This window comes from Micromonospora sp. NPDC048907, from assembly GCF_055586885.1.
Genome location: NZ_JBVJHI010000003.1, coordinates 591,366 through 617,263 on the forward strand (window position 1 = coordinate 591,366; position 25,898 = coordinate 617,263).

Here is a 25,898-nt window from a genome sequence, read left to right on the forward strand (position 1 = left end):
GGGCCACTACGGTCAGCAGGGCGGATCGGTTAACAAACTTTCCCAGGAGGACGGGTGCGCGGCCTGCGGCGCTGGTGGGACGACACGGCCGGCGGCCTTCCCGCCACCTTCTGGTACCTCTGGTCCGGCCTGCTCATCAACCGCGCCGGCGCCTTCGCCATGCTGTTCCTGTCGCTCTACCTGACCGCCGCGCGGGGCGCCTCGCCGTCGCTCGCCGGCCTGGTGGTCGGGGCGTACGGGGCCGGTGGCGCGGCCGGCACGCTGGTCGGCGGGGTGCTGGCCGACCGGTGGGGCCGGCGGTCCACCCTGCTCGCCGCCCACCTGGCCGCGGCCGGCCTGATGGTGGCGCTGGCGTTCAGCCGGCACCTGGCGGTGATCGCCGTGCTGGCCGCGCTCGTCGGCGTGGCGCACTCGATGCCCAGCCCCGCGTTCGTCGCCGCCATCGTAGACGTGGTCCCCGAGGCGCGCCGCTCGCGTGCGTTCAACCTGCAGTTCTGGGCGTTCAACCTGGGCATGGCGGTGGCCTCGCTGCTGGCCGGGGTGCTCGCCGAGGCCAGCTTCCTGGCGCTCTTCCTGGTCGACGCCGCGGCGACCCTGGCGGCCGCCGTGGTCATCGCGCTGAAGGTGCCGGAGACCCTGACCCGCCGCCCGGCGGTCACCCTGCGGGCGGTGGCGGGCCGGCGACCGGGGCTGCACACCGCGCTGACCGACCGCACCTTCCTGACCTTCGTCGGGCTGACCTTCCTGCTGGCCGTGCTCACCATGCAGACCTCGACCATCATGCCGCTGGCGATGCGGACCGACGGCCTGCGTCCCTCGGCGTACGGGCTGGTGGTGGCGCTCGGCGGCGCGCTGATCGTGGTCGGGCAGCTCTTCGTGCCCCGGCTCATCGAGCCGTACCGGAAGTCGACGGTCCTGGCCGTCTCCACCGGGCTGATGGCGCTCGGCTTCGGTGCGCTGACCGTCGCCGACGGGCTGCCCGTCTACCTGGGCGCGGCGGTCGTGTGGACGGTGGGCCAGATGCTCGCCGCGCCCCCGAACGCGCAGATCAACGCGGATCTCGCCCCACCCGAGCTGCGCGCCCGCTACCAGTCGGTGTTCTACCTGACCTTCCCGGCCGCGTCCTTCGTGGCGCCGGCGCTGGGCGGGCTCAGCCTCCAGCACCTCGGTGAGCGGCACTGGCTGGTGGTGGGCTCCCTGGGCCTGGTCGCGGCGGCCGGTCACCTGCTCGCCGGGCCGCCGCGGGAGCGCCGGGTGGCCGCGTTGCGGGCCGCGGCGCGGCGGTCGGAGACGGTGTCGGCGGGGCACTGAACGTCCCCCGGAAACGGCTCGAGCGCCCACCACGACCCCCGTCGTGATGGGCGCTCGCACCGTACGCCCGGCGGCGGCGGGCGACCCTCACCCCCGTAAGCGTCGCCCGCTCGCGCCGCCGGTCCACGGGTGGCACCGTCCCCCAACGGTGAGCTCCACCCGATCCTCGCACCTCGCTTGCGCGGATCTGATCGATCCGCCGCTCCCCCGAACGATTCCAAGCGTGGCGCGGTGCAATAAAGTTAGTTCGCCCGGATTCCGGATTCAACCCGGATCGCTGTCTTACCCGTCACAGCACCCGTGTCGGAAACCCGGCTGTCCCTGCTCCGGTCTCTTCCCTGGCCAACACGCGAATCCCCGCCGACCATTCCCCTAAACCTCAGCCGTCCTCGCGATTCGGGTTCTCGGTCCGGAAGAAGTTGCTCTGCCGGCCGTCCCGCATCTGCTCCTGGTAGATCAGGTTCAGGCCCCGCAGGTCGAACGTCCGGAACCAGTCGTCCCAGCTGACCTCGCGGATCCGGCTGCTCTCCCGGTATCCGGGGATGTTGAACGTCAGCACACCGGGGCGGTCACCGCGCTCGGTACCGGCGATCGTGGCGGGCTTGGCGTTGCGAGCCCGGGCCCACCGCTGGATGACCTCGTGGTTGGTCGTCACCAGGCTCCGGCCGGGACGTTCGGGGCGATCGTCCAGAGACATGATCTGCTGGGACGAACCCACCGACCGGGACGCCGACCGCCCGCTCCGGATCTGGGTGGTCGTCGCGGCCGTACCCCGTGCCAGGGCCGGCCCGGGAGCGGCGGCCGCCTTGCGCGCCGGGGCTGCCTTCGCCCGGGTGCCGGCCGCCTTCTTCGCCGGCACCGCCCGGGCCCCCGCGGCCTTCCGCGTGGGCGCGGCCTTCGCCCGGGTGCTCGCGGCCTTCTTCGCCGGGGCCGCCTTCGCGCGAGCGCCCGCCGTCTTCCGCGCGGGCGCGGCCTTCGCCCGGGTGCCCGGCGCCTTCCGCGCCGGGGCGGCAGTCGCCCGGGTGCCCGCCGTCTTCCGCGCCGGAACGGCCTTCGCCCGGGTGCCCGCCGTCTTCTTCGCCGGGGCCGCCTTCGCGCGGGCGCCGGTGGCCTTCGCCGCCGGCGCGGCCTTGGCCCGCGACGGCGCGGTCCGGCGCGCCGCGGTCGTCTTCTTCGCCGCGGCCGTCTTCTTCGTGGCCGACGGCCGGCCGGCCGGGCCGGTGCTCTTCCGAGCCGCCCCGCCCTGCTCGGACCGCAGCGTCCGGACCATGGTCTTCACCAGGTCCGGCTTGCGCATGGCCGAGATCCCCGAGACCCCGCGCCGGCGCAGCTGGCCCCGGATGTCGTCGACCTTCATCCGGGAGATCTCGGATTCGTTGATGCCCGGGGTGTTCGCCGTCTGGTTGCCCGGCTTGCGTTTGGTCGCAGTCGTGCCGCGACTTGAGCTGTTGCGCTGAGCCATGGGACACGCTCCTCGACAGTCCGTCCTCGGCACGCGGTGGGTCCCAATGCCGCACCGCGCGGTGCGGCATACCCGTCAGGAGGGGTCCGAACCTCCGGCAGCCGACCCGGCCGGGGCCGACGGCTCGAAGAGGTGGGCGAACGCGGCCAGGTTGGCCGTCGACTCGCCCCGCTTGACCCGCCACTCCCACTCCCGGCGGATGGCGGTGCCGAAGCCGATCTCCAGCATGCTGTCGAAGGACTCGTCGGCGTAGGTCAGCACGGAGCCGAGCAGCCGGTCCAGCTCGTCGGAGTCCACCCCGGCGAGGTTGACCCGCCCGGTCAGGTAGACGTCGCCGACCGCGTCGATGGAGAACGACACCCCGTACATCCGGGCGTTGCGCTGGAGCAGCCACGCCCACAGCTCCTCGCGGCGCTCGTCGGGCTGGCGCATCACGAACGCCTCGACCCGCAACGCGTGCTCACCGACGATCAGGTTGCAGATCGTCTTGAGCTTGTGGGTGCCCGGCAGGGTGACCGCGTACGACGTCTCGCCGGTGGACTCCCACTCCAGCTCGCGCTCGGCGCAGACGGCCTCGATCAGCGCGGCGACCTCACTCCTGCGGCTCATCGCACCCACTCTACGGCCGACCACCGGAGGCCGCCGGGCACGGCGGCGCTCACCAGGAACAGGTGAGGGCGGGGTCGCCGAGCCGGCCGGCCAGCCGCACCCGGTGCTCAGCCATCGCCTCGCCGTAGACGGCGAGCAGGCCGGAGACCGTGCGGTTCCAGGAGAAGTCCCGGGCGTGCCGCTCGGCGCCCCGGGCCAGGGCGGCCCGGCGCCGCCGCTCGGGCAGCAGGTGGCCCAGCGTACGGGCCCAGTCGACCGGGTCGTGGCCGTCGATGAGCACCCCGCTGACGCCGTCCCGGACGGCGGTGACCAGCCCGCCCACGGCGGCGGCCAGCACCGGCGTGCCACACGCCTGGGCCTCCAGCGCGACCAGCCCGAACGACTCGTTGTGCGAGGGCACCGCGACCAGGTCGGCCGCGCGGTAGAGGGCGGGCAGGTCGTCGCCGGTCTGCGGCGGGAGGAACCGCACCCGGTCGGCGACGCCGAGCGAGCCGGCCAGCTCGATGAGGGCGGTGGGCCGGTCCAGCCCGGTGCCGCTCGGGCCCCCGCAGATCACCACGGTCACCTCGTCGGCGAGCGCGGGCTCCCGCTCGCGCAGCGCCGCGACCGCCCGGATCAGCACGTCCGGCGCCTTGAGCGGCTGGATCCGGCCGACGAAGGCCACCACGTAGCCGCGGGTGGGCAGGCCGAGGCGGCGGCGGGCCGCCAGCATCGCCGCGTCCCGGTCGCCGGGAGCCGGGCGGAAGCGGTCGAGGTCCACGCCGGGCTCCACCACGGCCACCCGGGTCGGCTCGGCGTCGTACCTGTCGACCAGGTCGCGGGCCTCGACCCGGGTGTTGGCCACCAGCCGGTCGGACTCGGCGACCACCTGCTCCTCGCCGATGACGCGCGCCTTGGGCTCGGGCCGGTCCCCCGCGGCGAGCTGGGCGTTCTTGACCTTGGCCAGGGTGTGCGCGGTGTGCACCAGCGGCACGCCCCAGCGCTCCTTGGCCAGCCAGCCCACCTGACCGGAGAGCCAGTAGTGCGAGTGGATCAGGTCGTAGTGGCCCGGCGGGCGGGCCGCCTCGGCGCGGAGCACCCCGGCCGTGAAGGCGCAGAGCTGACCGGGCAGCTCCTCCTTGGTCAGCCCCTCCAGAGGGCCGGCCGTGACGTGCCGGACGCTCACCCCGGGCGTCATCTCGACCACCGGCGGCAGGTCGCCGGAGGTGGCCCGGGTGAAGATCTCCACCTCGACGTCGGCCTCGGCCAGCCGCCGGGCGACCTCCAGGATGTAGACGTTCATGCCGCCGGCATCGCCCGTGCCGGGCTGGTGCAGCGGCGACGTGTGCACGGAGAGGGTGGCGATCCGGCGCGGCCGAGGCCACGGCAGGGCACCTCGCTGACGACCGACACCGGTGTGCAATTCCGCCACGTCCGCTCCCTCTGTCACGGTTGATGCCGTCCCGCACGACCGGCGCTTCTTCGGTCAACCTCCGCGCCGGATGTCATCTTCCCCATCGGGCTTCGGAAATGCGTCGCGGCGGGTCCCCGGCGTGACGGACCTCATCACCGCGCCGGGCGGGGCGCCGGGTGAGAATGGCCGGATGAGCTCAGTCGCCATCGTCACCGGGGCGTCCAGCGGGATCGGCGCGGCCACCGCCCGCCGGCTGGCCGCCGAGGGTTTCCACGTGCTCGCCGCCGCGCGGCGTACCGACCGGCTGGCCGGCCTGGTCGCCGACATCGAGGCGGCCGGCGGCGCGGCCACCGCGGTGGAGTGCGACGTGACCTCGGACGGCTCGGTCGCCGGCCTCGCCGCCGCGGCCGCCGCCGCTCCCGGCCCGGTCACCCTCCTGGTGAACAACGCCGGTGGGGCGCGCGGCCTCGATCCGGTGGAGTCCGCCGACGTCGGCGACTGGCAGTGGATGTACGACGTCAACGTGCTGGGCACGCTCCGGGTCACCAAGGCGCTGTTGCCCGCGCTGGAGTCCTCCGGCGCCGGCACGATCGTGATCGTGAGTTCCACCGCCGGGCACGTCGTCTACGAGGGCGGCGGCGGCTACACGGCGGCCAAGCACGCGCAGACCGCGATCGCCGGCACGCTGCGGCTGGAGCTGTGCGGCCGGCCGGTCCGGGTCATCGAGATCGACCCCGGCATGGTCCGGACCGAGGAGTTCGGCCTGGTCCGCTTCGGCGGCGACGCCGACCGGGCCGCCGCCGTCTACGCCGGGGTGGCCGAGCCGCTGGTGGCCGAGGACGTGGCCGACTGCGTCGCCTGGTGCGCGACCCGCCCGCACCACGTCAACATCGACCAGCTCGTGGTCCGCCCGCTGGCCCAGGCCGCCCAGCACAAGGTGCACCGGACCATCGTGAAGCGCGAGGAGTGAGCCGGGTCTACGAGCCCCGCAGTCGCGAACGGGGACGGTGCTGATGGTCCGGCCGCTCGGGTTCGTCACCCGGGGCACGACGAACCCGAACCGGCTCCGGCGGGTCGACAACTGGATCGCCGCGACCTGCGGCGACGCGCTGCGCGCCGCAGCCGACCCGCTCGTGGTCGACCTGGGCTACGGCGCCACCCCGGTGACCGCCGTCGAGCTGCGGGCCCGGCTCGCCGCCGCGGTCCGCGCCGACGTCCGGGTGGTCGGGCTGGAGATCGATCCGGTACGCGTGGCCGCCGCCCAGCCGGCCGCCGACCCGCCCGGGCTCACCTTCGCCCGGGGCGGCTTCGAGCTGGCCGGGCTGCGCCCCGCCCTGGTGCGCGCGTTCAACGTGCTGCGCCAGTACGACGAGAGCGGGGTCGCCGACGCCTGGCGCGCGGTCACCGGGCGGCTCGCCCCGGGCGGACTGCTGGTCGAGGGCACCTGTGACGAGTTGGGCCGGCTCGGCGCCTGGGTGCTGCTCGACGCCACCGGCCCGCGCACGCTGACCCTGGCCGCGAAGCTCACCACCCTGGAGAGCCCGGCCCAGCTCGCCGAGCGGCTGCCCAAGGCGCTCATCCACCGCAACGTTCCCGGCGAACCGATCCACGACCTGCTCCAGGCCCTGGAGAGCGCCTGGCACTCCACCGCCGGCTACGCCCCCTTCGGCCCCCGCGACCGCTGGACCCGAACGGTCGCCGCGGTCCAGGCGGCCGGCTGGCCGGTCCTGGACCGCCCCCGCCGCTGGCGCCTGGGCGAACTGACCGTCCCCTGGCCCACCATCGCCCCCACCTGACCCGCCCTCGCCGCCCTCGTGGGACCCGGGGTGGGGGCAGCCGGGGGTCAGATGGCGCAGTTGACCAGGACCGGTTCGGGGTGCAGGGTGACGCCGAGGCGGGCCTGCACGCCGTCGCGGATCTCGCGGGCCAGGGCGATCAGGGCGGCGCTGCTGGCCGTGCCGGTGCGGTTCGTGAGGGCGAGGGTGTGCTTGGTGGAGATGGCGACGCCCTCTGGGCCGGTGTAGCCCTTGCCGAAACCGGCGCGGTCGATCAGCCAGGCCGCGCTCACCTTGACCAGGTCCCCGGGGCACGGCCAGGACGGCGGCTCGCCCAGGTCGGCGGCACGCTCCCGGAGCCGCTCGTACGCCTCCGGCTCCAGCACGGGGTTCGTGAAGAACGAGCCCACCGACCAGGTGTCCGGGTCCTGCGGGTCGAGCACCATGCCCTTGCCGGCGCGCAGCCGCCGCACGGTGGCCCGGGCGTCCCCCAGCGGCACCCGGTCGCCCACCTCGACGCCGAGCGCGCGGGCCAGCTCGGCGTAGCGCACCGGGCCGGAGAGCGGGGAACGGGTGAGCCGGAAGTCGACCGAGAGCACCACCCAGCGGTCGCTGTACTTGAAGATGCTGCCCCGGTACGCGAACCCGCAGTCCGCCGCCGGGATGCGGACCACGGTGCGCCGGGTGCGGTCGTACGCCTCCACGCCGGTGATCGTCTCGGCCACCTCCTGGCCGTACGCGCCGACGTTCTGGATCGGGGTGGCGCCGGCCGAGCCGGGAATGCCGGAGAGGCACTCCAGCCCCGACCAGCCGCGCTCGACGGTGGCGGCGACCAGGTCGTCCCAGGGCTCGCCGGCTTCGACGCGTACCGTGACGGTGTCGGCGTCCTCGGCGACCACCTGGAAGCCCCGGGAGCGGATCAGCACGACGGCGCCCGGGAAGCCCTGGTCGCCGATCACCACGTTGCTGCCGCCGGCCAGCAGCAGGACGGCCTGCTCCCGCGCCTCCGCCTCCTGCACCTTCCGGACGATCTCGTCGGCGCTGGTGGCGATCTCCAGCCGCCCGGCGGGGCCGCCGAGGCGCAGCGTGGTGTACCGCGCCAGGGTGGCCGGGTCGGTCGGGTCGGCTCCGGTCGTCGGTTCGGCGTAGACGTCTGACACGCCTCTCACCCTAGGCTGAGGGGTAGCCGCGGCACCCACTGGTGGCCCGGTCACCCCCGGGAGGATTGCGATGAGCAGACTGCACGGCACGAAGGACTTCTGGATCGGCGCGTTGCGGACGGAGGGTCCCGCCTTCGCCGCCGCCGTCGCCGAGGCACCCCCCGACACCCCGGTGCTGTCCTGTCCCGGCTGGACGGTCTCCGACCTCGCCCGTCACCTCACGAGGACGTACGTCTGGGCCCGCACGGTGGTGACCGCCGGGACGACCAGCCGGCCGGAGCGGCACGACCCGGAGCCGCCGGCCGGCCTCACGCCGGCCCAGTGGTACGGCCAGGAACACGAGCGGCTTCTGGCGGTCTTCGAGGCGCTGGATCCGGAGGCCCCGGCGTGGAACTTCGCCCCGCAGCCGAAGAAGGCGGCGTTCTGGCCGCGCCGGATGGCGCACGAGACCGCGGTGCACCGCTGGGACGCCCAGCTCGCGATCGGCGCGGGCGAGCCGATCGAGGCCAAGCTCGCGGCCGACGGGGTGGGCGAGGTGCTGGACACCTGGCTGCCGGCGGGCCGGCGGGTCCAGCCCGGCCAGTGGCACGGGGTGGTCCAGTTGACCGCGACCGACGCCGCCCAGGAGTGGTACCTGCGGCTGCGCGGCGAGGGCATGGCCCTGCTGGACACCGCGACCATCCTCGACCACGACGAGCACCACGCCCGGGCGCAGCTCACCGGCACCGCGAGTGACCTGCTGCTGGCGGTGATGGGCCGGATCAGTTTCGACGCCCTCGGGGTGGCCGGCGACCGCCGCCTGCTCGACGGGCTGCGGGTGGGCTGACCCCGCCGGGGGGGGTCCTGCGGACATCGGGCGGAGAGCGGCGTTTCCCACCGGAGCGCCACTCTCCGCCTTTTTCCGGACGCTCTGAGAGCGCTCGCTTGACACCGTCCGGGGCAGCCACCACCCTGTCGTGAGAGCGCTCTCTCAGTACCGGAACCGCCCGCCACCACCCGATACACGTAGAGGGGTCAGATAAGAGATGGTCACCTTCACCCGCCGCCGCCTGGCCGCGGTGGCCCTGGTCGCCACCACCGCCCTGCTGGGCGCCACCGCCTGCGCGGGCGGCGACGACGAGGCCGCCGCCGGCGGCCCGGTCACGCTCACCGTCGACGTCTTCGGCCAGTTCGGCTACGACGAGCTCTACAAGGAGTACATGGCCAGCCACCCCGACGTGAAGATCGTCGAGCGGGGCACGGGCAGCAACCTGGACGAGTACTCGCCGAAGCTCACCCAGTGGCTCGCCGCGGGCAAGGGCGCGGGCGACATCGTCGCCATCGAGGAGGGCCTGCTCGTCGAGTACAAGGCCAACCCGCAGAACTTCGTCAACCTGCTCGACCACGGCGCCGCCGACCTCAAGGGCAACTTCCTCGACTGGAAGTGGAACCAGGGGCTCACCGCCGACGGCAAGCAGCTCATCGGCCTCGGCACCGACGTCGGCGGCATGGCCATGTGCTACCGCAAGGACCTGTTCGCCAAGGCCGGGCTGCCCACCGACCGCGAGGCCGTCTCGAAGCTCTGGCCCACCTGGCCGGACTACATCAAGGTCGGCGAGCAGTTCAAGGCGAAGAACACCGGCGCCTCGTTCCTCGACGCCGCGACCAACACGTTCAACACCATCCTGCTCCAGACCGCCGGCAACACCACCGGCTACAGCTACTACGACACCGCCGACAAGCTGGTCGTCGACAGCAACCCGGCGGTCCGGCAGGCGTACGACACCACCATGGACATCATCGACTCCGGCCTGTCCGGCCGGTACGGGTCGTGGTCGGAGGAGTGGGTCTCCGCGTTCAAGCAGTCGAAGTTCGCCACCATCGCCTGCCCGGCCTGGATGACCGGTGTCATCGAGGGCAACGCCGGCCCGGGCGCCAAGGGCAAGTGGGACATCGCCCAGGTCCCCGGCAACGGCGGCAACTGGGGCGGCTCCTTCCTCGCGGTGCCGAAGCAGGGCAGGCACCAGGCCGAGGCGATCGAGCTGGCGAAGTTCCTGACCAGCGCCAAGGGCCAGATCGGCGCGTTCAAGGCCAAGGGCCCGCTGCCCTCCTCGCCGCAGGCGCTGGCGGACCCGGCCGTCGTCGACTCGACGAACGCGTACTTCTCGGCGGCTCCGGTCGGCAGGATCTTCGCCGAGGGTGCCAAGAGCCTGAAGCCCGTCTACATGGGCCCGAAGAACCAGGCCGTCCGCACCGAGGTGGAGAACGCCGTCCGCTCGGTGGAGCTGGGCAAGCGCAGCCCGGAGCAGGGCTGGGCCGATGCGGTCGGCAACGCCAAGAAGGCCGCTGCCAAGTAACCCGAGCCAGGCGTGCGGGCGGTCCCCGGTCGACGGGGTGCCGCCCGCACGGCGGAAAGGAGTCCCGGGCCATGACAGTCCAGCTCGACGCCCGGCCACCGGTCGCACCGGCGCCCGGCACCACCCGCCCCTCCCGGGGCGTCCGGCTCAGCCGGTTCGACACGAGGTACTCGCCCTACCTGTACATCGCCCCGTTCTTCCTGCTCTTCGGGGTCTTCGGGATCTACCCGCTGGCCTACACCTTCTGGGTCTCGCTGCACGACTGGGACCTGCTCGGCGCCGACCACCCGTTCGTCGGGCTCGACAACTACAGCGAGTTGCTGGCCGACCCGGACTTCTGGCACTCGGTGGTCAACACCCTGGGCATCTTCGTCATCTCCACGGTCCCGCAACTGCTGCTCGCGCTCTGGTTGGCCAACCTGCTCAACCGGCAGCTCCGGGCCCGGACCACCTGGCGGATGGCGGTGCTCATCCCGAACGTCACCTCGACGGCCGCGGTGGCGATCGTCTTCGCCGTGCTCTTCGGCCGCGACTTCGGCATGATCAACTGGCTGCTCGACCACGTCGGCGTCGACGCCATCGACTGGAAGGCCAACCGGCTCGCCTCCTGGGTGGCCATCTCCGCCATGGTGGACTGGCGGTGGACCGGCTACAACGCGCTGATCTTCCTGGCCGCCATGCAGGCCATCCCGCGCGACCTCTACGAGTCCGCGGCCATCGACGGCGCCGGCCGGGCCCGGCAGTTCTGGTCGATCACCGTGCCGCTGCTCAAGCCGACGATCGTCTTCGCGGTCATCATCTCCACCATCGGCGGCCTCCAGCTCTTCACCGAGCCCCGCCTGTTCAACTCGGGCACCAACGCGATCCGCGGCGGGCCGCTGCGCGAGTCGCAGACCGTGACCATGTACATGTTCGAGAACGCCTTCGCGCCGCACTACAACTTCGGCTACGGCTCGGCGATCGCCTGGCTGCTCTTCGCGCTCATCGCGGTGGTCGCGGGCGTCAACGTCCTGCTCCTCCGCCGGCTCGGCGGCGGCGCGCGCAAGGAGGACACCCGATGACCCGCCTCTGGTCGGCCGGCCGGCTCACCTACCTGGCGCTGGCCGTCACGGCCCTGATGTCGATCTTCCCGATCTACTGGATGTTCGTGGTGGCGAGCCGAACCAGCGACGCGATGGGCCAGGTACCGCCGCCGCTCACCCCGGGCGGCAACCTCGGGGCCAACATCGCCCGGCTGTTCGACAACACCGACGCCTACTTCCTCACCGGACTGATCAACTCGGCGATCGTGGCCGGCACGGTCACCGTCTCCGTCGTCTTCTTCTCCACCCTGGCCGGGTTCGCCTTCGCCAAGCTGCGCTTCCGCGGGCGCAACGCGCTGCTGCTGGTCATCGTCGCCACCATGATGGTGCCCACCCAGCTCGGCGTGATCCCGCTGTACCTGTTGATGACGAAGCTGAATTGGAACGACCGGCTGCCGGCGGTCATCGTGCCCGCGCTGGTCACCGGGTTCGGCGTGTTCATGATGCGCCAGTACGCCGGCCAGGCCGTCAGCACCGAACTGATCGAGGCCGCGCGGATGGACGGCTGCAACACCGCGCGGATCTACTGGAACGTGGTGCTTCCGGCGCTGCGCCCGGCCGCCGCCGTGCTGGGCCTGCTCACCTTCATGACCACCTGGAACGACTTCCTGTGGCCGTACGCGGTGCTCAACGATCCGGAGAACCCGACCGTGCAGTTGTCGCTGCGGGCCCTGTCCGACGGCTACTACCAGGACATGTCGCAGGTGTTCACCGGGACGGCCATCGCCACCCTGCCCCTGCTGCTGGTGTTCGTCGCGTTCGGCCGCCAGATCATCGGCGGGATCATGGAAGGTGCCGTGAAGGCATGACCGAACTCCGATTCCCCGAGGGCTTCGTCTGGGGCGCGGCCACCGCCGCCTACCAGATCGAGGGCGCCGCCCGGGAGGACGGCCGCGGCCCGTCCATCTGGGACACCTTCAGCCGTACGCCGGGCCGGGTGTTCCAGGGGCACACCGGCGACGTGGCCTGCGACCACTACCACCGGTACGCCGAGGACGTCGCGCTCATGGCGGACCTGGGGCTGCGGGCGTACCGGTTCTCGGTCGCCTGGCCCCGGATCCGGCCCGACGGCACCGGGCCGGTCAACCCGCGCGGCCTGGACTTCTACGACCGGCTGGTGGACACCCTGCTGGCCCGGGGCATCGACCCGTTCGTGACGCTCTACCACTGGGACCTGCCGCAGGCGCTGGAGGACCGGGGCGGCTGGACCGTCCGGGAGACCGCCGAGCACTTCGCCGACCACGCCCTCGCCGTACACCAGCGCCTCGGCGACCGGGTCCGCACCTGGACCACGCTGAACGAACCGTGGTGCTCGGCGTACCTGGGCTACGGCAACGGGGTGCACGCGCCGGGCCGGCGGGACGCGGGGGCGGCCTTCCGGGCCGTACACCATCTGCTGCTCGGGCACGGCCTGGCGGCCCGGGCGCTGCGCGCGGCCGGCGCGGAGGTCGTCGGGATCACCCTCAACCTGGCCGACGTGCGGCCGGCGGACGCCGGCAGCGCGGCGGACGCCGCCGCGGTGCGGCTGGTCGACGGCCTGCAGAACCGGATCTTCCTGGACCCGCTGACCGGCGCCGGCTACCCCGACGACGTGCTGGCCCACCTGAGCCGGATCGTCCAGCCGGACTTCCTCCGGGACGGGGACGAGAAGCTGATCGCCGGGCCGCTCGACCTGCTCGGAATCAACTACTACTCGCCCACCTACGTGGCCGGCCGGCCGGGCGGCGCGGGGAACAGCGCGTACCCGGGCACCGCGGGCGCCGTCGAGTTCCGGCCGCCGGTCGGGCCGCTCACCGACACGGGATGGATGATCGAGCCGGCCGGCCTCACCCGGCTGCTGGAGCGGGTGGCCACCGATCACCCGGGGCTACCGTTGATCATCACGGAGAACGGCGGGGCCTTCCCCGACCGGGACACCGACGGGACCGGCCGGGTGGCGGACACCGACCGGATCGCGTACCTCGACGGGCACCTGCGCGCCGCGCACCACGCCGTCGCCCGCGGCGTCGACCTGCGCGGTTATCTCGTATGGTCGTTGCTGGACAACTTCGAATGGGCCGAGGGCTACCGGAAGCGGTTCGGGATCGTCCACGTCGACTACCTGACCCAGCGGCGCACACCGAAGGAGAGCGCCCGTTGGTACCAGGAGGTGATCTCCCGGAACGGGCTGTGACGAGGTGGTGGTGACGGGGATGACGACGGCGCAGCGACCGACCCTGGAGGCGGTGGCCAGACGGGCGGGGGTGTCCCGGGCCACGGTCTCCCGGGTGGTGAACGGCTCCACCACCGTCGCCGAGCCGATCCAGCAGGCGGTCCGCCGGGCCGTGGCGGAACTGGGGTACGTCCCGAACCTCGCCGCCCGCAGCCTGGTCACCCAGCGCACCGACTCGATCGCGCTGGTCCTGCCCGAGGCGGCGACCCGGGTGTTCTCCGACGACCAGGTCTTCCCCGGCATCATCCGCGGCGCGGCCCAGGAGCTGGAGGCGGCGGACAAGCAGCTCGTGCTCATGCTGGCCGGCTCGCCGGCCGGCCACGAGCGGGTCGAGCGCTACACGACCGGGCGGCACGTCGACGGCGTGCTGTTCGCCTCCCTGCACGGCGAGGACCCCCTTCCCGGGCGGCTGGCCGAGCTCGGCATCCCGGTGGTGTGCAGCGGGCGCCCGCTGGACGGCGCCCAGGTGCCGTACGTGGACGTCGACCACGTCGGCGGGGTGGCCGAGGCGGTCCGCCACCTGATCGCGAACGGTCGGCGGCGGATCGCCACCATCGCCGGGCCGCAGGACATGGTCGCCGGCATCGAGCGGCTGATCGGCTACCGGGAGACGGTCGCCGCGGCCGGCCTGCCGGAGCTGATCGCGTACGGCGACTTCACCCGGGAGTCGGGCACGGCGGCCATGCGGCAACTGCTCGCCGCCGACCCGGAGCTGGACGCGGTGTTCGCGGCGTCCGACCTGATGGCGCACGCCGCGCTGCGCACCCTGCGGGAGGCCGGCAGGCGGGTGCCGGACGACGTGGCGATGATCGGGTTCGACGATATCGAGACGGCGGCGTACACCGAGCCGCCGCTGACGACCGTGAAGCAGCCGATAGTGGAGCTGGGGCGGGCGATGACCCGGCAGCTGCTCCGGATCGCCGCGGGCGAGCAGGTCGAGCAGGCCCTGCTGCTCCCCACCGAACTGGTCGTCCGCGACTCCGCCTGAGCCGTAAACCCGTCGCCGGGGACGGTCGGCGGCTCTAGGGTCGGCCGGATGACCGAGGACCCGATCAGACCTGCCCGCCCCGACGACGCACCCGGTGTGGTGGCGCTGCGCACCGTCGTCCACCCGTACCTGGTGCGCGGCGTCGAGTCGACCCGCCGCATGATCGCCCAGCCGCCACCCGGCGAGGACTGGGCGGCCTGGGTGGCGGAGGCGGACGGGCAGGTGGTCGGCTGGGTGTCGGCGTACCGGAACAGCGCCACCTCGACGGCGAACGTCGGGGAGGTGTCGACCCTGCACGTCCACCCGGCGCACCGGCTCCGGGGGCTCGGCACCGCCCTCCTGGAGGCCGCGCTCGACCACCTGCGCCTGCTCGGCGCGAAGCGGGTGCTCACCTGGGCCCAGCCCGACTCCCTGCCGTTCGCCCGGCGGCACGGCTTCACGTCCAGTCGAGAGCTGCGCTATTCGGCGCTGGACCTCCGGCCCGCCCCGCCGATGCCCGAGCCGCCGCCCGGCGTGCGGCTGCTGTCGGCCGCCGAGGTGGACCCCCGCCGGATCCACCAGGTGGACGCCGAGGCATCGCGGGACGAGCCGGGCGACGTCCCGACCGACGCGCTCGGCTACGACACCTGGCACCACGAGGTCTGGGAGAACGTGGGCCTGGACAAGGGTGCCAGCACGCTGGTCGAGGTGGACGGCACGCTGGCCGCCGTCAGCCTGGTCAAGCGGGACGGCGACCGGATGTGGTCGGACTTCACCGGCACCGTCCCGGAGCACCGTGGCCGGGGGCTGGCCCGGCTGGCGAAGCAGGCGGCGCTGCACCGGGCCGCCACCTCCGGGGTACGCACCGCGTACACCTCCAACGACGAGGCGAACGGGCCGATGCTGGCGATCAACGCCCGGCTCGGCTACCGGCCGGTCGGCAGCCAGTGGTCCTGCGTGCGCGACCTCACCTGAGCCCGGCGAACAGGTCGTCCTCCGGGGTTCAGCCCGCGGCGACCCGGACGGCGGTCGCGTAGGTGTCGGCGCCGAAGAGCACCAGCCGGGCCTCGGTCACGAACCTCGGGGTGGCCGCGTGCAGCGCGGCCAGCGCCTGCGCCACCGCGTCCTCGACCGGCCAGCCGTAGATGCCCGCGGAGATCAGCGGGAAGGCGACGCGCGCCGCGCCCAGGCCGTCGGCGATCCGGAGGCTGTTGGCATAGCAGTCGCGCAGCAGCACCGACCGGTCCTCGCGCGGGGAGAAGACCGGCCCCACGGTGTGCACCACCCAGCGGGCCGGCAGGTGTCCGCCCGTGGTGGCGACCGCCTGGCCGGTGGGCAGCCCGTCCGGGTAGCGGGAGGCACGCAGCGCCCGGCACTCCTCCAGGATGGCCGGCCCGCCCGCGCGGTGGATCGCGCCGTCCACGCCCCCGCCGCCGAGCAGCGAGGAGTTCGCCGCGTTGACGATCGCGTCGACCTGCTGCGCGGTGATGTCCCCCTCGATCAGGACCGTCTCCATGTCACCCCTCCTCGACGACGGACTGCCCGAGCGCCCGGCGGGCCAGCAGGGTGGCCCCGGCCACGGCGGCCGGCATGACCAGCACCGCGCCGAGCGGGATCAGGAAGCAGAGGAACACCGCCACCCCGAAGCCCAGGGTGGCCGGCCGGTCCGCCCTGAGCAACGACCGCCGCTCCGGCAGTCGCATGCCGCGCCGGTAGAACGGCGCGCCCACCAGCTCCAGGGCGAGGAACCAGCCGCCCACCAGGGCGCCGACCACCGGGACCACCGTCTGCCCGACCACCGGGATGAAACCGGCCACGAAGAGGGGTACGCCGACCAGCGCGGAGATGGCCACCAGGCGCACCGAGTCGAGGATGCTGCGCCGCAGCGAGGCCCAGAAGGGCACCTCGACCGCACCGGGCGTACCGCCGAGGCGGTCCTCCACCCGCTCGGAGATCTTCTCGTAGAACGGGTCGCCCACGGCCAGCGTGACCGCCGTGAAGGTGAGGACCCCGAGCAGGCCGGCCAGCCCGACGACGGCCAGCCCGGCCGCCACCCGGACCAGGCTTCGCCAGGTCTCCGACCAGTCGTCCGCGAACGGGGTGACCAGCGCGGCCAGGTCGTCCACGAAGTAGAGCAGGGTGGCGAACAGGGCCACGAAGAGCACGCCGGAGATCAGCGCCGGCACGATACCGAGCAGCATGAGGCCGGGGCTGCGGACGTAGAGGCCGAGACCACGCAGCAGCAGGCCGGCGCCGGCGAGGAAACGGGTGACGGCGCCGGTCACGGGCGCGGCGAGGCGGGGTGCGTCCACGACCGCAGAGCCTAGTCCGGTGGATCACCCGTTGAGGTACGCGAGCACGGCCCGGACCCGACGGTGCGCGTCGTCGGCCGGCGGCAGGTCGAGCTTGGCGAAGATGTTGGTGATGTGCTTCTCGACGCTCACCGGGGCGAGCACCAGGGCGGCGCAGATCGCCGAGTTCGACATCCCCTGCGCCATCAGCCCCAGCACCTCGCGTTCCCGCGGGGTCAGCGCATCGACGCCGGACCGCCGGCTGTTGCGGGTGAAGAGCTGGCGCACCACCTCCGGGTCCATCACCGTCCCGCCGGCCGCCACGCGGTCCACCGCGTCCAGGAAGTCGTCCAGCGCGGTCACCCGGTCCTTGAGCAGGTAGCCCACCCCGCCCCGACCGTCGGCCAGCAGTTCGGCGGCGTACGCCCGCTCGACGTACTGCGACAGGATCAGCACCCGGGTGTCCCGCCCGCCGGCCCGCAGCCGGAGCGCTGCCCGCAACCCCTCGTCCCGGAAGCCGGGCGGCAGCCGGACGTCCACCAGGGACAGGTCGGGCCGGTGCCGCTCGACGGCGCCGAGCAGTTCGTCGGCGTTGTCGACCGCGGCCACCACCTCGTGCCCGGTGTCGGTGAGCAGTCGCACGAGCCCGTCCCGGAGGAGCAGCAGGTCTTCGGCGATCACGATGCGCATGGCAGCTCCGCGTGCAGGACGGTGGGACCGCCCGGTGGACTGGTGAGGGTCAACGTGCCGTCCAGCGCCTCGACCCGGCGGCGCAGCCCGTCCAACCCGCTGCCCGCGAGGTCGGCGCCGCCCTTCCCGTCGTCGGTCAGGCGCACCGTCAGCGTGCCCGTGCCCGGGGCCAGGACGATGGTGCAGCGGGACGCCTCGGCGTGCTTGGCGGCGTTCGCCAGCCCTTCCGCGACCACGAAGTAGGCCGCCGACTCCACCGCGGCCGGATGGCGCGCGTCCGGATCGCCGGACAGGCTGACGTCGAGCGGGCTGTCGGCGGCGAGGGCGGCGAGGGCGGCGTGCAGGCCCCGGTCGGTGAGGATCGGCGGGTGGATCCCCCGGACCAGCCGGCGGAGTTCCGCCAGTGCCTCGTCGAGCTGGGACCGGGCCAGGTCCACGTCGGACACGGCGGGGCCGCCGGCCCGCAGTTTCCGGGCCGCCAGGGCCAGCGTCATGCCGGCCGCCACGATCCGGGCCTGCGCGCCGTCGTGCAGGTCGCGCTCGATCCGCCGCAGCTCGGCGGCCTGCGCGTCGACGACCCGCGCGCGGGTCTCGGCGAGCCGGGCCGCCTCGTTGACGAGGCGCAGGTGCGCGCCGGGCGCCAGCAGGGCCCGCGAGCCGGACGCCACGCCCCGCGCGAGCGTGCGGACCAGCCAGGCCGCCACCGGAAGGACCAGGAGTCCGATCGCGGCGAGCGCGAACCGGCCCGGCGTGGTGGTGAGCAGGGGTCGCAGCGGCCACGGCGCGTTCCCGTTCGGCACCGCCCACAGCCAGGCGGGCGCGAGGGCGGTAGCCACCGGCACGACGGTCAGCACCGTCCCCACCACCCCGGTGACCAGCCCGACGGGGAAGCACAGCACCAGCCAGGCCAGGTCCCGCCAGGTGGCCGGCTGGCGGGCCACGGCGGCGACCCGCTCGCGCACCGTGCCCGGCGCCGCCGGCTCGTACGGCTCGTCCACCGGCCGGCCGAGCACCCAGCCGGCCCGGTGCCGCTCGGCGGTGGCGAGCCGGCGGGTCAACCAGGCTGCGCCGAGGAACACCGGGCCGCCGAGCTGGGTCACCGCGAGCAGGGCGACGGTGACCAGCGCGGCCACCGTCCAGGCGAATCCGGCGGCACCGGCCAGGATCCCGGCCGCCAGGTACGCCACACTCCGGGCGGTCGCCGTCGTCACCCGGCGGATCGTAGCGGCCCGGGCCGCCGCCGACGTGCCGGCGACGGCCCGGGAGCGTACGGTCACCGGTCCCCGAGGGCCGGCAGGTCACGGCGCCGGAGCACGAACCGGACCGGGAGGGCGCCCGCGGCCAGCCCCAGACCGGCGACCCCGGCGAGCAGGACCAGGTACGTCGCGGGCGCCACCACGAGCCGGAACACCCCGTCCTGAGCGACGCTGAACGGGACGACCACCGCGCTGGTGACCGCGATGCCGAGGGCCAGCCCGGCCGTCACCGTTATCAGCGCCTCCCGGTCCACCAGGCGGTGCACCTGCCGGGCGGTCGCACCCGCCAGCCGCAGGTCCGTGAACTCCCGCCGGCGGGCGGCCGCCGAGATGGCGAACGTGTTCACCACGGCGATCGCGACGAAACCTAGCGAGACCGCCACGAGCAGTTCCCACGCGCCCTGCTGGTTGCCGTCGTCGGTACGGGTCGCCGCCGCGGACGGCACCACCCGCAGGTCGGGCCAGCTCTGCCGGACCCGTTCGGCCACCGCGCCGTCGGGGTGCCGCAGGGCGACCATGGTCACCAGGCCGCGTGGATCGTGGGCGGCGACCAGGCCGGCCGGCAGGGTCAGCTCGCCGAATCCGCGATGCCGGGTGTAGCGGGCCGAGAGCCGCAGGACGACCCGCTCCCCGTCGGCGAGCCAGAGCGGCACCTCGTCGCCGAGCCGCCAGCCGTACGCGTCGGCCAGGTCGGTGCTGGCCGCGAACGTGCCGTCCCCGGCCAGCGCGCCGGACTCGACCGCCAGGTCGAGAGCGCCGTCCGCGCCGGTGCGCAGCAGACCCTGCGCGGCGTAGTCCTGAGGCTTGCCGCCCTGGGCGAGCACCACGCGGGTGGGCACGGTCGCCACCGCCCCGGTGACGCCGGGCAGTGCGGCCACCCGCGCCGCGGTGTCCAGCGGCAGGCCGGTCGCGCCGGTCACCAGGGTGGTGGCCCCGGCGAGCCGCGCCGCCTGCTGGTCGCCCGCCAGCCGGGTGAGCAACTCGCCGTTGAGCAGCAGCGGCGCGTTGATCGCGAACATCAGCACCAGCGGCACGGCCACGGCGGCGGTACGGCGGACCTCCGCGCGGGTGGTGGCGGCGGCCAGCCAGCCGGCCGCCCCGGTGCCGGCGCTGAGCCGCCGGGGCACCGCGGCGACCAGGCGGACCAGCAGCGGGCCGAGCGCGGCGACCGCGCAGAGCAGCAGCGCCGACGAGATGAAGGTCATGCCCATGCCGAACGGACCACCGAGCGGCACGAAGGTCAGCACGGCGACCGCGCCGGCCGCGGCGACCAGGGCGACGACGCCCCGGGCCAGCATCCCGCCGCGCGGCGCGACGGCGGTCTCGGTGAGCGCCTGCGCCGGCGCGATCCGGACCGCCCGGCGGCCGGCGAACCGCGCGGCGACCAGGGTGACAAGCGCCCCGGCGAACCCGGCGAGCAACAGCACCACCGGGTTCACCCGCACGGTGAACTGAGCCGGCACCACCCCGAGGTGCCGGAACCGAGCCGCAACCAGGTGCGCGACGAGCACGCCGAGCGGCAGCCCGGGCAGCGCGGCGACGGCGGAGAGGACCAGGCTCTCCACCCCGAGCAGCCGCCGTAGCTGGCGCGGGGTCGCCCCGATGGTCCGCAGCAGCGCCATTTCGCGCAGCCGCTGCCGGACCCCGAGCGCCACCGTGCCGGTCAGCACGAAGATCGCGGCGAAGGCGGTGATGCCGATGGTGAAGCCGAAGACGGAGATCGGTCCGATGTAGTCGGGCAGCGCCCCGGGCAGGTCGGCGCGGACCCGGTCCGCCCCGGTCAGCACCGGCGCCTCCCCGACGCCGGCCCGGACAGCCGCGAGCAGGGCGGCCCGATCGGCTCCAGGCTGGGCCAGCACCGCCACCGCGGTGGGTCCGGCCAGGCCGGAGACCGTGGCGACCATACCGTCGGCGAGGAAGAGCGCCCCCTGGGCGGGCAGCGCGTCCCGCCCGGCCGGGGCGGCGATGCCGGCCAGCCGCAGGCTGCGTACTCCCGTGCGGGTGGTGATCCGGACCTCGTCCCCCACGGTGAGGCCGCCCCGGGCGGCGAGGTCGGCGTCCACGACCGCCTCGCCGGCCGCCGGCGGGTGCCCGGCACGCAGCCGGTACGGGGTCAGCGCGGCCGACGACCAGCCGTGGCCGATCACCGGGGCGGCGTCGGCGCCGCGCAGCGGCCCGGCGGCGGTGGCCAGTTCGACGGGGAAGGCGGCATCCGGGACCACCCGGGCCACCCCGGGCAGCGCGGCCAGCCTGGGCGCGAGGTCCGCGGGCAGCGTCCCCGCACCGCTGAGCCGTTCGGTCTTCGTCTTGGTCTTCGTCTTGGTCTTGCCCTTCTTGTGCTTCTCCCTCGTCGTGGTGAGGGTGATCTCACGGGCGCCGGAGATCACCGCCGTGGCGGCCTCGAACCGGTCGGCCGGCGGGGCGGCGGTGAGCACCGAGAAGAGCAGCAGGCCGGCCCCGGCCAGCAGTGCCACGGCGAGCAGCGCGGCGAGGAAGGTGCCCAGGTACGCGCCCCGGTGGCGGCGCAGCGTTCCGATCGCGAGGCGGATCATGCGGCCGTCACCGCCGTCATGCGCGCGGCCACCGTCTCCACCGTCGGCTGGGCCAGTTCGCTGACCACCCGGCCGTCCGCGAGGAAGACGACCCGGTCGGCCCAGGCGGCCGCCGCCGGGTCGTGGGTCACCATCACCACCGACGTACGCAGGTCGTCCACCGCCTCGCGCAGCAGCGCGAGCACCTCCCGGCCGGCGCCGAGGTCGAGGGCTCCGGTCGGCTCGTCCGCGAAGATCACCTCGGGTCGCGCGGCGAGCGCCCGGGCGAGCGCCACCCGCTGCCGCTGCCCGCCGGAGAGCTGCCCGGGCCGGTCGTCCTCCCGGCCGGCCAGGCCGACCCGGTGCAGCACCTCCCGGGCCCACGCCCGGTCGGGCCGGGTGCCGGCGAGCCGCTGCGGCAGGAGCACGTTCTGCCACACCGACAGGGACTCCATCAGGTTGTACGACTGGAACACGAAGCCCACCCGCCGGCGGCGGGCCTGGGTGAGCTTCGGCTCGCGCAGCCTCCCGAGCTCCTGCCCGGCGAGCCGGACCTGCCCCCCGTCCGGCCGGTCCAGGCCGGCGGCACACTGCAGGAGTGTGGACTTCCCCGACCCCGACGGTCCCATGACCGCGTTGAACGTTCCGGCCGTGAAGGCGACCGTGACACCGGCCAGCGCGGGCGTCCCGCTGCCGCCGGCATAGCTCCGCACCACATCGACCAGTTCGACGACCGGCCCGCCAGCTACGTGATTTCGCATGCCCCCAGCCTCGTCACCGGGCGGCCCGGGCAACACACGGTCACCTCGTATCTCCGGGGTGGGGACAGCCCTACCGCGACGGAGGCCGGGCAGGATGGGCGGGTGCGCGCGTCCCGGCTCATCTCGCTGATCCTGCTGCTCCAGTCACGGGAGACGATGACCGCCGCCGAGCTGGCCCGCGAGCTGGAGGTCTCCGAGCGCACGGTCTACCGGGACGTGCTGGCGCTCTCCGCCGCCGGGGTGCCGGTCTACGCCGACCGCGGCCGGGCTGGTGGCTACCGCCTGCTCGGCGGCTACCGGACCCGGCTGACCGGGCTGACCCGGGACGAGGCGGAGGCGCTTTTCCTGGCCGGGCTGCCCGGCCCGGCCGGCGACATGGGGCTGGCCGACGCGGTGGCCGGCGCCGAGCTGAAGGTGCTCGCCGCGCTGCCGCCGAGCCTGCGGGACGCGCCTGCCCGCACCGGCCAGCGGTTCCACCTGGACGTGCCGGGCTGGTTCCGGGAGTCCGACCCGCCGCCGTGGCTGGCCGAACTGGCCCGGGCGGTCTGGCGGGACCGGCGGGTCGAGCTGCGCTACCGGCGCGGCGAGCGGGAGGTGACCCGGTCGGTCGCGCCGTACGGGCTGGTGCTGAAGAACGGCGTCTGGTACCTGGTTGGGCGGGTCGGCGACGGGTGGCGGACGTACCGGGTGGACCGGGTGGTCGGCGTCGAGGTGAGCGGGGAGGGTTTCGAACGCGACGAGGGCTTCGACCTCGGGGCGTACTGGCGGGAGCAGGCCGGGGCGTTCCTGCGGGAGATTCTCCGGGCCGAGGTCACCGTGCGGCTCACCCCGGCCGGGCTGCGCGCGTTGCGTCACCTGGTCGACGCCCCGTTCGTCCACGTCGAGGCGGTCGCCGCCGCCGGCCCGCCCGACGGGCAGGGCCGTGTGGTGCTCCGGCTGCCCGTCGAGTCGGTCGAGGTGGCGTACGCCCAACTGCTGGCGCTCGGCCCCGAGGTGGAGGTGCTCGACCCGCCGGAGCTGCGGGCCCGGTGCGCCGAGGCGGCCCGCCGCGCGGCCGCGCTCTACGCCGGGGAGCCGGAGGACGGTCAGCGGTAGCCGGTGTCGTCCGCCGGCTTACCGGGCCGCACCACCTCCTCGTAGTAGCGCGCCCAGTGCGGGCGGGTGCCGTCGAGGTCGGTGAAGCCGTACACCTGGGCCAGCCCGCCGCTGTCCACGGACTTCCCGTTCCAGCGGGCCCGGTCCGGGTCGGCGGCCAGGGCGGCCACCGCGCGCCCCACGAAGGCCGGCGTCTCCGACATGACGAAGTGCGGCTGTCCGGCCGCCGCGTCGCGCCAGTTGGCCTCGGTGACGCCGAACAGTTCCAGCATCGCCTCCGAGCGCAGCCAGCCGGGGCTGAGTGCGACCGCCGTGCACCCGTGCGGGGCCACCTCGTGCGCCTGGCTGAAGGCGAGCCGGTTCACCGAGACCTTCGCGAGGTCGTAGAAGAGCGAGACCCGGTACTCGGTGTCGTTGTACTCCTTCGTGCCGTCGCCGATCTCGACCACCAGGCCGCCCGGGTTGCGGACCAGCAGCGGCAGGGCGAAGTGGCTGGTGATGATGTGGGTGTCCACGGCCAGCCGGAGCAGCCGGAAGCCGGCGTCCAGGGGCTGCTCCCAGACCGGCTTGTCCCAGGTGATGAGCGGGTCGCCGCCCCACACGTCGTTGACCAGCACGTCGAGGCGGCCCTGCTCGGCGTCGATCCGCGCGACCAGGCGGCGGACCTGTTCGGGGTCGAGGTGGTCGACGGCCACGGCGATGCCCGTGCCGCCGGCCGCGGTCACCAGCTCGGCGGTCTCCTCGATGGTCTCCGACCGGCCCATCTCCGAGCGGCGCTCCCGGGTGGAACGGCCGGTCGCGTAGACGGTGGCCCCGGCGGCGCCGAGCTGGACGGCGATCTGCCGCCCGGCGCCCCGGGTCGCGCCGGCAACGAGCGCGATCTTCCCTGTCAGCGGTGTCGTCATGTGACCACCGTGGCACCGATACCTGACAGCGGAGGTCCGGATTCGGCAGCGTCACGCGAACCGCTCCGGCCGGCCTCAGTCCGCCAGGCGCACCCGCACCCGGCGGTTGGCGCGGCCCTTGCTCTCCACCTTGACCACCTGGACCTTGCCGATCTGGGCCGTGGAGGCGACGTGGGTGCCCCCGTCGGCCTGCACGTCCAGCCCGACGATGTCGACGATCCGCACCTCCTGCTCCTCCGGCGGGATCAGGTTCGACTGGGTACGGATGATGTCCGGCAGGGCCAGCGCCTCCGCCCGGGGCAGCACCCGGACGGCGACCGACCGGTCCGCCGCGACCTCGGCGTTGACCAGGTCCTCGATGCGGGCCTTGAAGTCCGGTGGCACCTCGGGGAGGTTGAAGTCCATCCGGGCCTCGCCCGGTTCCATGTTCCCGCCGGTGACCAGCGCGCCGAAGTCGCGGAACACCACCCCGCAGAGCACGTGCAGGCCGGAGTGGGTGCGCATCAGCATGGTCCGCCGGGCGTCCTCGACCGCGCCGCCGACGGCGGTGCCGACCGGCGGCAGCGGGTCACCCTCGGCCGGGATGAGCCACAGGTCGTCGCCCTTCCGGGTGCCCACGATCCGGGTCTGCACCCCCTGCCAGAGCAGCACCCCGTGGTCCGGCGGCTGCCCGCCGCCACCGGGATAGAAGGCCGACCGGTCCAGCACGATGCCCTGCTCGGGATCGGCCGCCAGCACCGTGCACCGCCACTCCCGCAGGGTGGGGTCGGCGAGGTCGAGACGGTGGGTGCGGCCGTGGTGTGTGACGCCCATGACCGCCGACGTTACCCGTTGAGGAACGCCGAGATCCGCTCCCGCAGGTCGGCGCGTTCCGTCCAGAGCACGCCCGGCCGGTCGTACACGTGCAGGGTGGCCCGGGGCAGCGCGGCGGCCAACTGCTCGGCGACGGCGACCGGATGCAGGTCGTCGCCCGCGCAGCCGATCACCAGGGCCGGCACCGTGACCCCGGCGAGCACCCCGGCGTCGCGCAGCGGGGCCTGCTCGGGCAGGCTAGCCAGGCCCGGCGCGAGCCCGTCCCGGAGCAGCTGGTCGAGCCGCTGCCGCAGGTAGGCCCAGCCGGCCGGGGTGTTGCGGACCGAGGGCGGCAGCTCCAGCGACACCACGTCGGCCAGCGCGGAGGCGTCCCCGTCGGCCACGGCGTCGAGCAGGTCGGTGAGCCGGGTCCGGGCCGCCTCGCCGCGCGGGGTGTCCAGCACGGCCGGCAGGAAGAAGACGAGCTTCTCGAAGCGGTCCGGGCTCTCGGCGAGCAGGCGGCAGAGCGCCCCGGCGCCGAGGCTGGCCCCGAAGGCCCGGGTGGCGCCGCCCAGGTCGGCCACGGCGCGGAGGTCACGGGCCAGGTCGAGGTAGCTCCACGGGCCGGGCGGCGAGTCGGACCGGCCGTGCCCGCGGAACTGGAAGAAGACCCGCCGGCCGGTGACCCCGCTCCCGAACGGGCGGGTGGTGGCGATCCCGTTGCCCAGCCCGTGCGCGAACACGGTGACCGGGTCACCGGTGCCGGTGACCAGCCGCTCCAGGCGTACGCCGTGCGGGGTGGTGACCAGCTCGGTCTCCGGCTCCGGCAGGGCCGGCCGGCCGGTGCGGGGCGCGCCGGGGCCGGGGCCCCAGGTGCGGGGACCGCCGTCGGGCGGTGGTGGCCAGCGGAAGCCTCTCACCAGGAGCCTCGGCCGTCGTGCAGGTCGCGCAGCCCGACCCGGACGTCGAGCAGGTAGATGAGCGCCGCCGCGATGCCGATCAGGCCGAAGATGCTCAGCACGCCACCCCCGACGCCGAGCAGGGTCAGCACCATGCAGACCGCCAGGATGGCGATCCACCCGCCCTTGGGCAGGGTGCCGATGGCCGCGAACGCGTCGGAGCGCTGGGTGATCGCGTGCACCAGGGAGACAGCCTCGATGACCAGAGCGAACACGAGCAGGATCAGCTCGATCACGAGGCGGACGTCGTCGAAGAAGAGCGGCGCGGCGTAGGCCATGTCGGCAAGCTTATGCCGAGACCCCGGAAACGT

General features: G+C 74.2%; 25 protein-coding genes and 1 pseudogene. 12 read left to right on the forward strand and 14 right to left on the reverse strand.

Annotation, left to right across the window (positions count from 1 at the left end):
- Positions 1–54: 54 nt before the first annotated feature.
- Positions 55–1,311 (forward strand): MFS transporter, encoded by a 1,257-nt coding sequence (locus tag ACZ6PY_RS12240; RefSeq protein WP_466071532.1) that lies wholly within the window; start codon positions 55–57, stop codon positions 1,309–1,311.
- 379 nt (positions 1,312–1,690) lie between these two features.
- On the opposite strand, the pseudogene ACZ6PY_RS12245 reads toward ACZ6PY_RS12240, so the two are convergent.
- Positions 1,691–2,050, reverse strand: a pseudogene (locus ACZ6PY_RS12245) (hypothetical protein); the annotation flags it as partial.
- Here ACZ6PY_RS12245 and ACZ6PY_RS12250 point away from each other — a divergent pair.
- Positions 2,007–2,768, forward strand: a complete 762-nt coding sequence (locus ACZ6PY_RS12250; RefSeq protein WP_466072095.1) for a hypothetical protein — start codon at positions 2,007–2,009, stop codon at positions 2,766–2,768. The pseudogene ACZ6PY_RS12245 and the gene ACZ6PY_RS12250 sit on opposite strands and share 44 nt — an antisense overlap.
- 80 nt (positions 2,769–2,848) lie before the next feature.
- Here the strand turns inward: ACZ6PY_RS12250 and ACZ6PY_RS12255 are convergent, their stop codons facing one another.
- Both ACZ6PY_RS12255 and mshA read right to left on the reverse strand, forming a co-directional pair.
- On the reverse strand, positions 2,849–3,382 hold the full coding sequence (locus ACZ6PY_RS12255) for a YbjN domain-containing protein (protein ID WP_396876276.1): 534 nt from the start codon (positions 3,380–3,382) through the stop codon (positions 2,849–2,851).
- 49 nt (positions 3,383–3,431) lie between these two features.
- Entirely contained in the window at positions 3,432–4,793 is a 1,362-nt protein-coding gene (mshA, locus tag ACZ6PY_RS12260; RefSeq protein ID WP_466071534.1) for a D-inositol-3-phosphate glycosyltransferase, read from the reverse strand.
- 172 nt (positions 4,794–4,965) lie between these two features.
- On the opposite strand from mshA, the gene ACZ6PY_RS12265 reads away from it, so the two are divergent.
- Complete coding sequence (locus tag ACZ6PY_RS12265; protein WP_466071536.1) at positions 4,966–5,745, forward strand: SDR family oxidoreductase; 780 nt, start codon at positions 4,966–4,968, stop codon at positions 5,743–5,745.
- Positions 5,746–5,788: 43 nt separating this feature from the next.
- Entirely contained in the window at positions 5,789–6,571 is a 783-nt protein-coding gene (locus ACZ6PY_RS12270) for a class I SAM-dependent methyltransferase (RefSeq protein ID WP_466071538.1), read from the forward strand.
- A gap of 47 nt (positions 6,572–6,618) precedes the next feature.
- On the opposite strand, the gene ACZ6PY_RS12275 is transcribed toward ACZ6PY_RS12270, so the two are convergent.
- Entirely contained in the window at positions 6,619–7,710 is a 1,092-nt protein-coding gene (locus tag ACZ6PY_RS12275; RefSeq protein WP_466071540.1) for a UDP-N-acetylmuramate dehydrogenase, read from the reverse strand.
- Between the two features lie 70 nt (positions 7,711–7,780).
- Here ACZ6PY_RS12275 and ACZ6PY_RS12280 point away from each other — a divergent pair, with 70 nt between their 5' ends.
- The 7 genes from ACZ6PY_RS12280 (at position 7,781) to ACZ6PY_RS12310 (ending at position 15,282) form a co-directional block, all read left to right on the forward strand.
- Positions 7,781–8,536 (forward strand): maleylpyruvate isomerase family mycothiol-dependent enzyme, encoded by a 756-nt coding sequence (locus ACZ6PY_RS12280; protein WP_466071542.1) that lies wholly within the window; start codon positions 7,781–7,783, stop codon positions 8,534–8,536.
- A gap of 199 nt (positions 8,537–8,735) precedes the next feature.
- On the forward strand, positions 8,736–10,046 hold the full coding sequence (locus tag ACZ6PY_RS12285) for an ABC transporter substrate-binding protein (RefSeq protein WP_466071544.1): 1,311 nt from the start codon (positions 8,736–8,738) through the stop codon (positions 10,044–10,046).
- 71 nt (positions 10,047–10,117) lie between these two features.
- A complete protein-coding gene (locus ACZ6PY_RS12290; protein WP_466071546.1) occupies positions 10,118–11,107 on the forward strand; it encodes a carbohydrate ABC transporter permease in 990 nt (329 codons plus the stop codon).
- Positions 11,104–11,937, forward strand: a complete 834-nt coding sequence (locus ACZ6PY_RS12295; protein ID WP_466071547.1) for a carbohydrate ABC transporter permease — start codon at positions 11,104–11,106, stop codon at positions 11,935–11,937. The genes ACZ6PY_RS12290 and ACZ6PY_RS12295 overlap by 4 nt, the downstream gene beginning before the upstream one ends.
- The gene (locus ACZ6PY_RS12300) at positions 11,934–13,301 is read left to right on the forward strand and encodes a GH1 family beta-glucosidase (RefSeq protein WP_466071549.1); all 1,368 of its coding nucleotides are present in this window, start codon (positions 11,934–11,936) and stop codon (positions 13,299–13,301) included. Before ACZ6PY_RS12295 ends, ACZ6PY_RS12300 begins: the two co-directional genes overlap by 4 nt.
- A 19-nt stretch (positions 13,302–13,320) precedes the next feature.
- Complete coding sequence (locus tag ACZ6PY_RS12305; RefSeq protein ID WP_466071551.1) at positions 13,321–14,328, forward strand: LacI family DNA-binding transcriptional regulator; 1,008 nt, start codon at positions 13,321–13,323, stop codon at positions 14,326–14,328.
- Positions 14,329–14,376: 48 nt separating this feature from the next.
- On the forward strand, positions 14,377–15,282 hold the full coding sequence (locus ACZ6PY_RS12310; protein ID WP_466071553.1) for a GNAT family N-acetyltransferase: 906 nt from the start codon (positions 14,377–14,379) through the stop codon (positions 15,280–15,282).
- A 28-nt stretch (positions 15,283–15,310) separates the two neighbouring features.
- On the opposite strand, the gene ACZ6PY_RS12315 is transcribed toward ACZ6PY_RS12310, so the two are convergent.
- The 6 genes from ACZ6PY_RS12315 to ACZ6PY_RS12340 form a co-directional block, all read right to left on the reverse strand.
- Entirely contained in the window at positions 15,311–15,823 is a 513-nt protein-coding gene (locus ACZ6PY_RS12315) for an O-acetyl-ADP-ribose deacetylase (RefSeq protein WP_466071555.1), read from the reverse strand.
- A 1-nt stretch (position 15,824) separates the two neighbouring features.
- On the reverse strand, positions 15,825–16,619 hold the full coding sequence (locus tag ACZ6PY_RS12320; protein WP_466071557.1) for an EI24 domain-containing protein: 795 nt from the start codon (positions 16,617–16,619) through the stop codon (positions 15,825–15,827).
- A 24-nt stretch (positions 16,620–16,643) separates the two neighbouring features.
- Positions 16,644–17,288 carry a response regulator transcription factor gene (locus ACZ6PY_RS12325; protein ID WP_466071559.1) on the reverse strand — a complete coding sequence of 215 codons (645 nt, stop codon included), beginning with the start codon at positions 17,286–17,288 and terminating at the stop codon, positions 16,644–16,646.
- Positions 17,276–18,499, reverse strand: coding sequence for a sensor histidine kinase (locus ACZ6PY_RS12330; RefSeq protein ID WP_466071561.1), 1,224 nt, complete (start codon positions 18,497–18,499; stop codon positions 17,276–17,278). The genes ACZ6PY_RS12325 and ACZ6PY_RS12330 overlap by 13 nt, the downstream gene beginning before the upstream one ends.
- A gap of 62 nt (positions 18,500–18,561) precedes the next feature.
- Entirely contained in the window at positions 18,562–21,096 is a 2,535-nt protein-coding gene (locus ACZ6PY_RS12335) for an ABC transporter permease (protein ID WP_466071563.1), read from the reverse strand.
- A complete protein-coding gene (locus ACZ6PY_RS12340; protein WP_466071565.1) occupies positions 21,093–21,836 on the reverse strand; it encodes an ABC transporter ATP-binding protein in 744 nt (247 codons plus the stop codon). Before ACZ6PY_RS12340 ends, ACZ6PY_RS12335 begins: the two co-directional genes overlap by 4 nt.
- A gap of 102 nt (positions 21,837–21,938) precedes the next feature.
- On the opposite strand from ACZ6PY_RS12340, the gene ACZ6PY_RS12345 reads away from it, so the two are divergent.
- Entirely contained in the window at positions 21,939–22,931 is a 993-nt protein-coding gene (locus tag ACZ6PY_RS12345) for a helix-turn-helix transcriptional regulator (RefSeq protein WP_466071567.1), read from the forward strand.
- Here the strand turns inward: ACZ6PY_RS12345 and ACZ6PY_RS12350 are convergent.
- The 4 genes from ACZ6PY_RS12350 to ACZ6PY_RS12365 form a co-directional block, all read right to left on the reverse strand.
- Complete coding sequence (locus ACZ6PY_RS12350; protein WP_466071569.1) at positions 22,922–23,836, reverse strand: SDR family oxidoreductase; 915 nt, start codon at positions 23,834–23,836, stop codon at positions 22,922–22,924. The genes ACZ6PY_RS12345 and ACZ6PY_RS12350 overlap by 10 nt on opposite strands.
- Before the next feature lie 75 nt (positions 23,837–23,911).
- A complete protein-coding gene (locus ACZ6PY_RS12355; RefSeq protein WP_466071571.1) occupies positions 23,912–24,649 on the reverse strand; it encodes an alanyl-tRNA editing protein in 738 nt (245 codons plus the stop codon).
- A gap of 11 nt (positions 24,650–24,660) precedes the next feature.
- Entirely contained in the window at positions 24,661–25,548 is an 888-nt protein-coding gene (locus ACZ6PY_RS12360; protein WP_466071573.1) for an alpha/beta fold hydrolase, read from the reverse strand.
- Positions 25,545–25,865 (reverse strand): DUF2516 family protein, encoded by a 321-nt coding sequence (locus ACZ6PY_RS12365; RefSeq protein WP_262282872.1) that lies wholly within the window; start codon positions 25,863–25,865, stop codon positions 25,545–25,547. Before ACZ6PY_RS12365 ends, ACZ6PY_RS12360 begins: the two co-directional genes overlap by 4 nt.
- Positions 25,866–25,898 lie beyond the last annotated feature (33 nt).